General features: G+C 46.2%; 10 protein-coding genes. 7 read left to right on the top strand and 3 right to left on the bottom strand.

From position 1 onward, the window contains the following. Positions 1 to 15 precede the first annotated feature (15 nt). A complete protein-coding gene (locus tag GVJ32_RS02110; protein WP_159238392.1) occupies positions 16 to 2,619 on the bottom strand; it encodes an ATP-binding protein in 2,604 nt (867 codons plus the stop codon). 213 nt (positions 2,620 to 2,832) lie between these two features. Here GVJ32_RS02110 and cysM point away from each other — a divergent pair, with 213 nt between their 5' ends. From cysM to mazG, 3 genes are read left to right on the top strand one after another with little or no spacing between them, the layout of a single operon-like run. Further along, entirely contained in the window at positions 2,833 to 3,726 is an 894-nt protein-coding gene (gene cysM, locus GVJ32_RS02105) for a cysteine synthase CysM (protein WP_159238391.1), read from the top strand. 56 nt (positions 3,727 to 3,782) lie between these two features. Further along, the gene (relA, locus tag GVJ32_RS02100) at positions 3,783 to 6,017 is read left to right on the top strand and encodes a GTP diphosphokinase (protein ID WP_159238390.1); all 2,235 of its coding nucleotides are present in this window, start codon (positions 3,783 to 3,785) and stop codon (positions 6,015 to 6,017) included. A 2-nt stretch (positions 6,018 to 6,019) separates the two neighbouring features. Next, positions 6,020 to 6,829, top strand: coding sequence for a nucleoside triphosphate pyrophosphohydrolase (mazG, locus tag GVJ32_RS02095; RefSeq protein WP_159238389.1), 810 nt, complete (start codon positions 6,020 to 6,022; stop codon positions 6,827 to 6,829). Positions 6,830 to 6,865: 36 nt separating this feature from the next. On the opposite strand, the gene GVJ32_RS02090 is transcribed toward mazG, so the two are convergent. Continuing rightward, positions 6,866 to 7,201, bottom strand: coding sequence for a type 1 pili tip component (locus GVJ32_RS02090; protein WP_159238388.1), 336 nt, complete (start codon positions 7,199 to 7,201; stop codon positions 6,866 to 6,868). A gap of 406 nt (positions 7,202 to 7,607) precedes the next feature. Here GVJ32_RS02090 and adk point away from each other — a divergent pair, with 406 nt between their 5' ends. The 3 genes from adk to GVJ32_RS18175 all read left to right on the top strand — a co-directional run bounded on the left by adk (position 7,608) and on the right by GVJ32_RS18175 (position 10,337). Continuing rightward, the gene (gene adk, locus GVJ32_RS02085; protein WP_159238387.1) at positions 7,608 to 8,255 is read left to right on the top strand and encodes an adenylate kinase; all 648 of its coding nucleotides are present in this window, start codon (positions 7,608 to 7,610) and stop codon (positions 8,253 to 8,255) included. A gap of 104 nt (positions 8,256 to 8,359) precedes the next feature. Then, positions 8,360 to 9,358, top strand: a complete 999-nt coding sequence (gene hemH / locus GVJ32_RS02080) for a ferrochelatase (protein WP_159238386.1) — start codon at positions 8,360 to 8,362, stop codon at positions 9,356 to 9,358. Positions 9,359 to 9,734: 376 nt separating this feature from the next. Continuing rightward, the gene (locus tag GVJ32_RS18175) at positions 9,735 to 10,337 is read left to right on the top strand and encodes a hypothetical protein (protein WP_200841302.1); all 603 of its coding nucleotides are present in this window, start codon (positions 9,735 to 9,737) and stop codon (positions 10,335 to 10,337) included. Positions 10,338 to 10,394: 57 nt separating this feature from the next. Here the strand turns inward: GVJ32_RS18175 and mobA are convergent, their stop codons facing one another. After that, positions 10,395 to 10,985, bottom strand: a complete 591-nt coding sequence (gene mobA / locus GVJ32_RS02070; protein ID WP_159238385.1) for a molybdenum cofactor guanylyltransferase MobA — start codon at positions 10,983 to 10,985, stop codon at positions 10,395 to 10,397. Between the two features lie 113 nt (positions 10,986 to 11,098). Between mobA and tsaB the strand changes: the two genes are divergently transcribed. Continuing rightward, positions 11,099 to 11,782, top strand: coding sequence for a tRNA (adenosine(37)-N6)-threonylcarbamoyltransferase complex dimerization subunit type 1 TsaB (tsaB, locus tag GVJ32_RS02065; protein ID WP_159238384.1), 684 nt, complete (start codon positions 11,099 to 11,101; stop codon positions 11,780 to 11,782). Positions 11,783 to 11,787 lie beyond the last annotated feature (5 nt).

Raw genomic sequence — 11,787 nt, 5'->3', positions numbered from 1 at the left:
TATGAATCACACCACTTATAAGTCAAATACTACATTGAGATCATGTTCGTCCCGCCACGCGATTAGGTCGTCAATCGCATAAACTACGGCTGAAAATTGCTTCTCACAGGATTCTACTTGTTCTAATTGTTGTTCAAGTTCAAGTACACACTTTTTTAGTAGAGGTGTGCCGGTATAGCAGCACGCCCCCTTCAATAAGTGGTTAAGCGCAGCAATTTCCACTAAATCATTATTTTGAAATGCGTCCACTAAATTTTTTTTCTGTAGTGGCAAGTCATCTAGCAGCATATTAAGCATATCTGCAGCTAGTTGGGAGCGGCCTTTTGTTAATTGGAGGCACTCGTTGATATCGACCGGTCGCGGACATTCGATACTAGTTGCTATTGGTGCAAACTTTAAATATTCGCTGAGTAAACTTGAAAGTTGTGCTTCAGATATGGGTTTACTGAAATAGTCGTTGATACCCGCGTCACGCAGTTGAGCTGGATTGTCTGGTGATAAGTATGCAGATAATGCGATGATCGGTGTGCTGATATTTAAACCATCTTTTCTAATCCGCCTGCTAGTTTCTATGCCGTCCATGTGTGGCATTTGTATATCCATAAAAATTAAATCAAAGCGTTTTTCACGGCATTGTTGTAGTGCTTCGGCGCCGTTTTGAGCGAAGTGGGCATGAACTGCCATATCGGCTAAAAAATTCCCCAAAATATGTAAATTGGAGGGGTTATCATCAACAGCTAAAATATTGGCATTAGAAAAGTTGATTAACTGTGGCGACGGACTGCACTGTAAGCCCTTGGAAAGGGCGTCGAATAATTTAATGTGCGAGAAGGGTTTACTAAGGTAAATTCGTTCTTCGCTGTCGCATTGTTGCTTGTTGTAAGGAGTGATAATAACGGCTGAGCGATTTAGTGTCTCAAGTAAAGAGGGTAATTCGGCCGTATTGTCACAGCAAATAATATAATAGTCTGCAGGCTTTATATCGCTAATATGGGTGCAATGTTGTACTTCTATTCCCCATGATAAGAGTAGTGATGTGATAGCTTGGCTGTGGATTTCACTGCGATCGTATAAGGAGAGTGATTTATTTTTTAGTTGGCTGAAGTCCCTAAGTTTTATGGCATTGCTATTTATGGGTAGCTTTAAAGTAAACCAGAATGTAGCGCCGCGGCCGGGTTCGCTTACAATCCCAATTTCCCCTCCCATTTGTTCTATTATTCCTTTGACGATAACTAAGCCGAGGCCGGTTCCGCCGTACTGACGGGTAATTGAGGCATCGGCTTGACTAAAGTCTTTGAATATTCCTTGCTGCTGCTCTTTTGATAAGCCGATCCCCGTATCACTTACTTGAATGGTTATATTGGCTTCATTCCCTTTTACATCACCACTTAAAATAGTGATTTTAATATGGCCAGCAGGCGTAAACTTAATGGCGTTATTGACGAGATTGGTAAGGATTTGTTTAAGGCGTAGACCGTCAGTTAGCACTGTTTCGGGGGTGCCCGCTTGAATGAGTAAGACGAGTTCAAGTTCCTTTTCATTTGCGCTGGGGGCGAGAAGTTGCATTGTGTCTTCAACAACTTCGCGAAGGTTAACGGGGGCGTTATCTAGTACCAGTTTTCCAGCTTCTAATTTAGAAAAATCGAGTATGTCATTGATGATGGTCAATAGGCTGTTGGCGGAATTATGAATGGTTTCGATGGCCTCGCGCTGGCGTTGCTCCAGCTCAGACTTTAATAATATTTTACTAAATCCGATAATCCCACTTAGTGGGGTGCGGATTTCGTGACTGGTATTGGCTAAGAATTCCGATTTGATACGGCTGGCATTTAGCGCTTCTCGACGGGCTAGGTCGAGTTCGATATTTTGAACCTCGACGGTTTCTAGTGTTTCGCGAAGATCAATATTAGTCTGTTCAATGCTACGTTGAAGTTCTTGTAACTCTAATTGATGGGCATTGTTCAGTTGGTTAAGTTCTTCAGCTATTTCGTTAAATTCATCATTTTCTGGAATGTGCGCGTGAAAATTACGCGTGCGTGACGCCATTTTTTGTATGGTTTGGCGCAGCGTGGCAAGGTCTGTTGCAAGTGATTGGTTGATATAGCTGGTGAGGCTTACGCACATAATAAATGCGATAACTAAAAACACCGTTCCAACAAAAAGGGTTTGATATTGATGGATTTTAAGATGGCGCCAATCGAATTGCATTGCGACCCAGCCGATAACGGGTGAGGCCGTTTGCGGGCTAAGCGAGTGCGAAATGATTGGCTGTAGTATTAGCAATCCGTCATTTAAGATTTGGTGGCGCGTATTTTGCTCACCAGGTCTTATTGGTATGAGGGATAAGCTGGATTTTGGGCCGGCTTGAGTAATTAGCTGCATATCTGCGGAATAGATAGCAATTGCTTTAACGGCAGTTTCTTCTAGTGCGGTAGTGGTAATGCGGTCAAGAATGTCTGCGTGCCCGTCGCTAATCACATGTTCAGCTAAGATGGCGAGTTGTTCGCTGGAGGTTTTGGCGCGCTCTGTCATCAGATTCCGTAGTTCGTGAATCTGACTAAACATCAGATACGCGCTGAGAGCCAGCGACAGGGCGAGAATGGGTATTAGGCCCATCATCAAAATCAATTTTCTTATTCCCGGTCGCGCGCGCATTGCTTGGTGGAGCCTTGTAGTGTTGCGATGGTATTATCATGACCGAAAATCACCGCCGCTGCCATGCCATTGCCACAAGACATGCGGGGCAGCGGGTGGGTTTGAAAGTCTATTTCGTAGCCGATGCAGTGTTAAAATGTCTTGGTGACAGATAAATAAAAGGTTCAGGCTGTACTTATGAATGAGTTTCCAACGATTGATCAATTTATTGGTAATACCCCATTGGTGCGCTTGCAGCGATTAGGGGGGGATACTAGCAATATTATTTTGCTCAAGTTGGAGGGGAATAATCCCGCTGGCTCAGTTAAAGATCGTCCCGCCATGAGCATGATTCTGCGTGCGGAGCAGCGTGGCGATATTGTTCCCGGCGATACGCTGATAGAAGCAACGAGTGGCAATACGGGTATTGCATTGGCCATGGCGGCGGCAATAAAGGGTTATAAAATGATATTGATTATGCCCAGCCATATGAGCGCTGAGCGTAAATTGGCAATGTCTGCTTATGGCGCTGAGCTCGTCGAGGTCTCGCAGGAGTCTGGTATGGAGGGGGCAAGAGACCTCGCCTTAAAAATGCAGGCCGAGGGGAGGGGCAAGGTGCTGGATCAATTTTCGAACGCGGATAACCCCCAAGCGCATTACGAGGGAACGGGACCAGAAATTTGGCGTCAAAGCGACGGTCGTATTACCCACTTTGTAAGCTCAATGGGTACGACAGGCACCATTATGGGGGTGTCTAAATATTTGAAAGAGCAAAACGCGGCAATCGAAATAATTGGCCTGCAGCCGGACGGTTGCTCAAGTATTCCTGGTATTCGGCGCTGGCCGGAGGCGTACTTACCTAGTATCTATGAAGCAATTCACGTTGACCGTGTTATTGATATGGATCAGCACAGTGCAGAGACCACAATGCGGGCTTTGGCTGCTCAGGAAGGTATTTTTTGTGGCGTATCCTCAGGTGGTGCAGTCGCTGGCGCGCTTCGTATTAGCAAAGAAGTTGAGAACGCCGTAATAGTTGCCATTATTTGCGATCGCGGTGACCGCTACTTATCAACGGGCGTTTTTGACGCTTAAGGCGGGTAACGTTGATATGACATTTTTAAGATGTATTTGCTAGTGAGAAAGTAGCGATGGTTAAGGTAAGGGAAGACTTTCCGAGATTAGAAAGCGGAAACGTTGATATTGCTGCTTGGATAGCGCGGCTACCAATAGATACACAGGTCATTCGCACTGCTGAGTTGCAGCGGGCGTTTGAAGTTGCTGAAAAGAGCGCGGCGGTTGCGAGTGATAGTTATACCAATGATGAGAATTTCGATAGTTTTTACACGGCACTGGAAATGGTTGAGATCCTGGCAGATCTCCAACTCGATCAAGATAGCCTTATTGCCGCCACGCTCTTCCGTGTAGTTCGCGAAAACAGATTTTCCATTACAGACCTAGAGGCGCAGTTTGGTAAGTCGGTAGCGAAGCTGGTTGATGGCGTGTTGCGCATGGCCGCCATTTCTAAGGTCAATGCAGAGCTTGACGCACCCGTGCTCGGGCAATCTGAGGCGCAAAGCGAAACCATTAGAAAAATGTTGGTGGCCTTGGTTGACGACGTTCGAGTGGCGCTGATTAAACTTGCAGAGCGAACCTCAGCAATTCGCGCTATTAAAGACAAACCTGATAAACGTTATCGCGTTGCCCGTGAAGTTGCCGATATCTATGCGCCGCTCGCGCATAGACTAGGTATTGGTCATATTAAGTGGGAGCTTGAGGATCTATCTTTTCGTTACCTGCAACCTTTGGCCTACAAAAAGATAGCTAAGCTGCTAGATGAAAAGCGCCTTGATCGTCAGCACTACATTGAAGACGCTATCGATATTCTTGATAAAGCACTTAAAGCTGACGATATTCAGGCAGATATCGCTGGGCGCGCCAAACATATTTACAGTATTTGGCGGAAAATGCAGCGTAAGGGCATCGGCTTTTCTCAGGTTTACGATATCCGCGCACTGCGGGTTTTGGTACCAGATACCAAATCTTGTTATGCCGCTTTAGGCTTGGTTCACGGTCTGTGGCGCAATATTCCCAATGAGTTTGATGACTACATTGCCAATCCTAAAGATAATGGTTACAGATCACTGCATACCGCTGTAATTGGCCCAGAAGGGAAAGTATTAGAGATTCAAATTCGTACAAGTACAATGCATGAAGAGGCCGAGTTCGGGGTTTGTTCACACTGGATGTATAAAGGTACCGATCGCAGCGCGAAAAGCACGAATAGTTACGACGAAAAAATTGCGTGGTTGCGTCAGGTCCTAGACTGGCATGAAGAAAGTGGCAGCAGCAGTGACGTTGCAGAGCAATTTACCAGTGCCCAGGATCGTGTATACGTATTCACGCCAGATGGTCATGTGGTGAATTTGCAGAATGGCGCAACGCCGCTAGATTTTGCTTACCATATTCACACCGAAGTCGGGAATTGCTGTCGTGGCGCCAAGGTTAACGGTCGAATTGTGCCGTTAACCTATACCTTGAAAACCGGCGAGCGGGTAGAAATTTTAACTGGTAAAGAAAGTGAGCCACGCCGCGATTGGTTGCAAAGTAATCTCGGCTATTTAAAAACCTCGCGTGCGCGAACCAAGGTCCAGCATTGGTTTCGTTTACAGGCAAAAGAAGACAACATTATTGCTGGCCGCGCGTTACTCGATAAGGAATTTAAACGTCTCGCTTTAAATAGTATTGATTACAAATATCTTGCCGATCAGATGAATTGCGCCAGTGTTGATGATATGTATGCGTCAGTAGGCGCGGGTGAAATTAGCATGTCGCAGCTTATTCGTGCGGCACATAATATCGCCGGGCGAGATGATGACAGCGGCCAGTCAATATTGCGCTTACGGCCAGCAAGTACTAAGAGCAATGATGGTAGTCAGATCCGCATAAGTGGTGTCGGTAATTTAATGACGTACTTTGCGCGCTGCTGTAAGCCTCTGCCGGGTGAGGCCATAGCGGGCTATATCACTGTAGGTCGTGGTGTGAGTGTGCATCGCCAAGATTGTAGTAAATTACTACAACTTCAGAGTGTCGAGCCGCAGCGAATTATTACCGTGGATTGGGCAGACGCGAAGATAGATACCTACCCCGTTGATATTGAGCTAGAGGCCTACGACCGCCAAGGTTTGCTTCGTGATATTACTCAGCAACTCGCCACCGAGAAGGTTAACGTAATATCGCTAAATACGATTACAGATACCGCAAATCATATGGCGACAATGAAGATCAAGTTGGAAATTCGCGATTTGGCGACACTGTCTGATGTGCTTAGTCGGCTCAATGGTTTGCCGAATGTGGTTGCTGTAAAGCGAATTCGGGAGGCATAAGGGTGAGCTACACCATCGCAGACTTACAATATTTAATGGCGCGTTTACGAGACCCAGAAACGGGTTGCCCTTGGGATCTGAAGCAAACGTCGCTCAGCGTTATTCCTCATACCCTAGAGGAAGTGTATGAGCTGGTGGATGCGATTGAGCAGGGCGATAGTTCTCAGATTCAGCAAGAGCTTGGCGACGTGCTATTTCAAGTGATTTTTTACAGCCAGTTGGCGTCTGAACAGGGCCAATTTGATTTTTCAAATGTAGTAAATGACATTGTTGAGAAGCTATTGCGTCGCCACCCTCATGTATTTCCCGCCGGAACCCTTGAGTCTCGTAGAGAGTTTGCAGCGCCGGACGACGCTGCTATTAAAACGCGCTGGGAGGACATTAAGCAGGGCGAGCGCCTGCAAAAGTCTCAGCCTAGCGTTTTAGATGACGTGCCACAGGCCCTGCCAGCACTGACCCGCGCAAGCAAGTTGCAAAAGCGCGCTGCTCAGATTGGTTTTGATTGGCGTGAGTTGTCGCAGGTTGTTATTGCATTGCGGGATGAGCTGGAGGAATTGGAAGAAGCCATCGCCATCGGGGAGTCAGCGGCGATTGCAGATGAGATGGGGGATGTTCTATTTTCTGCGGTTAACCTCAGTCGACATCTTGGTCTTGATGCAGAAGCGGTGACTCGACATGCGTGTCGAAAGTTTGAAGGTCGTTTTAGGTTTGTTGAAAGCCGTTGTAAAGAGTTAGGTATCTCAGGGGAAAGCGAACCTGCAGACCAACAATTAGATCTGTTTTGGAATGAAGCAAAGGCGGCAGGGCTTTAATTTGCGTTGCACCCCCAGCGCCGCCGTCTGCCGTATTTAGTGCTTATCTAATCGCTTGTAGCGGTTTAAATGTTTTTCTGTCAACGACAGATAGCGTGGCGTAGGGCCTATATCTTCGTAGAGTGGGTCGCCTAGCTCATCAAATGCCACTACCTTTGAGCCTTGGCGGTAGGGCATAACGCTTTCCATCTCGTCGAGTGCTGCGGTCATGAGATCAGTGATAAGCTCTTCGACGTTGCGGCGTGGATAAAGCTCGGCAAGCGCGTTAAGTCTGGCAGCGTCCTTAATAGAGAGGCGAACCTCGTAACTGTCTTCTGTCAGTGTGCCACTAGCAGTTTGTTCCCAGAGTGATAACAATTCTCGAACTTTCATAATTTAAGGTTCCTGTCATCTTGAGGCGAAAAGAAAAAGCCGCCCACAACGAAATAATACCTACCCAAAAGCCTCATGTGCCAGCGTTATCGACGTAAATAATATTTACAATTCGTATGGAACTCTTTGGTTTTGCGGCGGGCTTTCTTATATGTGGCTTTAAGTTTTAGCAATGTTGTGCGTGTGTTTGTATTTTGCCGGCGCATAATCAGATCTTGGCATGGTGATTGCGATTATCATTGCAATAAATAGTGCTGATTTATCTGATTTGACGGCGACTTGTGGTGGTTAGAGGGGCTCTAAGTCTTGTGTGGCGGGCGATTGCTGTGTATCGTTGTGCGCTTTTGCTGCGGCGGCCCCTACGCTGCAGGCTATTATTTCGTAACCTTTTGGGGAGTTTCCCGCTATGCGCGTTATATTATTAGGGCCACCTGGGGCAGGTAAAGGCACTCAGGCTCAGTTTATCTCTGAAAAATTCGCTATTCCGCAAATCTCTACTGGGGATATGTTGCGGGCGGCTGTTAAAGCAGGTTCGCCGTTAGGACTGCAGGTAAAAGAAGTAATGGCTTCCGGTGGCTTGGTTTCAGATGAAACGATCATTGGTCTCGTCAAAGAACGAATTACTCAAGAAGATTGTAAGAATGGTTTCTTGTTTGACGGCTTTCCTCGCACTATTCCTCAGGCTGAAGCCCTGATTAGTGCCGGCGTTGTTATCGACAAAGTGATAGAAATTGCCGTTGCAGACGAAGAAATCGTAACCCGCATGAGTGGTCGCCGCAGTCATGAAGGTTCAGGACGCACCTACCACATTGTATATAACCCACCTAAGCAAGAGGGTGTTGACGACGTTACCGGTGAGAAACTGATACAGCGTGAAGATGATCACGAAGATACAGTTCGCAATCGTCTCAATGTTTACCATGAGCAAACTAAGCCTTTGGTTTCTTTTTACGGAAGTTTAGAGGGCGAGAACGCACCACAATATTCCCGTATTGAGGGAGTGGGGAGCGTTGCCGAGATTACTCGTCGGGTACTTGACGCTCTTGATTCTTAAAAACTGCGCAAATATTAAAAAGGCACCTTCGGGTGCCTTTTTTGTTTAAATTAGTCGAATATTGCGCATAATTCGTAGACAGATAAAACGGTAGCGGATTTGAGATGAAGTCAGTAGGCATTGTGTTTATTAATTTGGGCACCCCCGAATCGCCAACAAGCGGTGCGGTGAGAAAGTTTTTACGCGAATTTTTGTCAGATCGTAGAGTGGTTGAGGTGCCAAGAGCAATTTGGGTCTTGATACTTTATTTAATTATATTGCCCTTCCGGTCTCCAAGGGTAGCGCGTAACTACAAGCAGGTGTGGATGAATGATATTTCGCCACTACGTTTTTTCTCCGAGCGCTTAATCGACGGCGTTGCAAAGAAATTAGCTGGAAACTATCCCGATTCTAAGATTCATACCCGTTTGGCAATGAGCTATGGCGAAGTTAGTATTTCTGCAGCTATAGATGAACTTCTTTTGGCAGGGTGCGAACGTTTGTTTTTCTTACCCCTATATCCTCAGTATTCCGCAACGACGACAGCAGCAGCACACGATCAAATCTGCAAAGTGTTTGCTAAGCGCAGAAATATTCCCCAGTGGGGGTGGCTGAAAAGCTATTACGATCACCCTGAATACATTGCAAGCTTGGCGAACAGCGTTCGACAGCATTGGTCTGAGAATGGTCGTGGCGAATTATTACTTATGTCTTTTCACGGTATTCCAAAACGCAATGTCGACTTAGGTGATCCATATCAACACCACTGTGAGAAAACAGCGGAGGCTTTAGCGTTAAAACTTGGTTTGAATAAATCAGAATGGATTTTATCTTACCAGTCGCGTTTAGGTAAGGCCGAATGGTTGCAGCCTTATACAGATAAAACAGTAATTGGCCTCGCCGAAACAGGCACTAAAACCTTGGATGTTATCTGCCCAGCTTTTGCTGTCGAGTGTTTAGAAACGCTTGAAGAAATTGACGGTGAAGCCCACGAATTTTTCTTAGAAAAGGGGGGCGAAGCCTTCCGTTATATTCCCTGTTTAAATGACGGAGAAAATCATCAAAACCTCATGATTTCTCTTTGCAGGCCTTTTTTAGAAGAAAAAAACGTAAATTTTGGATAAATATTAAGAAAAAGGCGTTAATTAAAAGACTTTTTTTTGCGTTGGTTATTTTATGTGCTATTTTTACCATCGTAAATATCAGCATCGTCATCGTCTAGGAGAATAAATGATGCCAGCCAGCAAAACGAGTGTAAAAAAAGTGCCCGCTAAGCGTAAGCCGCGAGCTAAAAATGTAATCTTAACAAACCCGATTGTGACTAAAGCAGAAGAAGGTTTGAAAAAGGTTGAGGCGATGGTGGCGAATGAGCGTAAAGCACTTGCCGCTGCAAAATCGAAAGTTGACGAAGCGCGTGCAAAAGCTAAAAAGACTGCCCGCGTTGCCGACAAAAATGCGGTTAAGCGTGCGGCTGCTGCTGCCGAAAAGTTAAACGCTAAATTGAAAGTAAGCCGCGCTAAAGTTGCTGATACTAAAGCAGCTGTTGCCAATGCAAAGGCCTTGGCGCGTATTAAGGCTTCTGAAATTGCGGTTAAGCAAAAAATTGAAGAGCGTTCTACTGCGCTGGCCAGCAAAGCAGACGCTGATCTAGCAAAAGCAGTGAAATTGTTCGAACAGCGCTTTAAGAAAAAGCGTTTAGCAGCTAATAAACTCAAGCTTGCAACAATTGAGAAAAAGCTAGTTGCTAAGCACAAGCAGGCTGTTAAACAGTTGGGCGCAAAAATTAGCGATCCAAAGGTTGCAGCAGTAGCTAAAGTTAGTGCAAAAGCACCTGTTAAGAAGGCAGCGGCCAAGAAAGCGGTAGCTAAAAAAGCACCAGCTAAGAAAGTAGCAGCTAAAAAGGCTGTTGCTAAAAAGGCAGTCGCCAAAAAAGCACCAGCTAAGACGGCGCCTGCTAAGAAAGCAGTTGCTAAGAAAGCCGTAGCTAAAAAAGCACCTGCAAAAAAAGTAGCAGCTAAGAAGGCTCCGGCCAAAAAAGCCGCTGCAAAAGCTAAGGCGGCTCCTGCGGCAGCGCCAGCTGAGGCAGCAAAGTCAGAATCATAATTGAATAATTATGATTTGAGCTGAAGAGGAGGCGAAAGCCTCCTTTTTTTATGTTTGCTAATTCAGATCGGCAAGATCTTCGCTGCGATTCACGTTCCTAAAAGCGCTCTGCTGCTTGCTCAGGTTTGCTTCAACAAAATGGTGCTGTTTGTACCAGCGATGTACCTGCCGGTTTCCCGCAGCTAAATATTTTTTTAATGACGTTTCAAGCTTAGTGTGTATCAGCGCAAATAAATATTGTTTTTGTATCCCGTCGTCTGCATAACAAATATCGGCGTGGTTAGTATTTAATGTTGTGGCAAGTTGCTGGTAAAGGTCTTTAGGTGCAAGTGGGCTGTCGCAGGGTAGAACCAATATATAAGGCGTAGAGATGAGTTGCATAGCGGCATAGATCCCAGCAAGCGGGCCTTCATATTTAGCATCGTCGTCTTGAACCGTTTTACCGTACTTTTGGTATTGATCAATATTTCGATTACAGCTAATGAGCGTGTGCGTAATATCGGCGGGTATGGAGTCTAATATATATTCGATAAACGGTTTTTTCTGCCAAGTGATTAGCCCCTTATCTTGACCACCCATGCGGCGGCCTTCGCCACCAGCAAGGATCAGCGCGGTAACATCGTGTGGGTTAATATTATTGTTTGCCATCATTATTCCTAAAATGCTGTCTCGCTGTAAGTCTGCAGCGCTCAAGCCTGTGCGATATGCTATTATTCTGCGGCATTAGAATCTCTAACAGTAACTGTTCTACGGCTGAATTAATGACAAGTTTACTCGCGATTGAGGCTTCAACAGAAGCATGTTCCGTTGCTTTGCTCCACAAAGGCAGGCAAAGAGAAGATTTCCGCCTTTTGCCCCGCGCCCACACCCGTTATTTGTTGCCAATGGTTGATCAGATCCTGTCTGAGGGAGGTATTCGCCTTGGCGATTTAGATGCGATTGCTTTTTCAGCCGGCCCGGGGTCATTTACGGGGCTGCGGGTGTGCGCGGGTGTTGTGCAAGGCCTCGCGTTTTCTGTGGATAAACCGGTGGTTGCGGTGTCTACATTACAGGCAATTGCTCAGGGTCAGGCGGACAAGTTGCAACTGAATGAGGGTGATGTGCTATTGCCGGCCTTAGATGCACGCATGGATGAGGTCTATTGGGGAGAATATTGTTATCGGAATGGTTTTGCCGATCCCTTAGCTGCGGATAGTTTGCGGGCGCCCGAATCTATAGAAGTGCCAGCAAGCAATAGTGCGGCATTTGGTTTTGCTAGCGGCTGGATATATGCCCCGAGGTTTCGTCTCGGATTGCCACTCAATAATATAAATACGGATGTCTATCCACGAGCACAGGCGGTGTTGAAGCTCGCTGTACGCGCGTATGAGCGCGGCGACTATACGAGTGCCGAGCACGCTCAACCCGTTTACCTGCGTGAAAGTGTTGCTTGGCAAAAATCTTAATTTAT

It is taken from the genome of Zhongshania aliphaticivorans (assembly GCF_902705855.1).
Taxonomy (GTDB): Bacteria; Pseudomonadota; Gammaproteobacteria; order Pseudomonadales; family Spongiibacteraceae; genus Spongiibacter; species Spongiibacter aliphaticivorans_B.
This window is presented reverse-complemented; position numbering and strand designations above follow the sequence as displayed.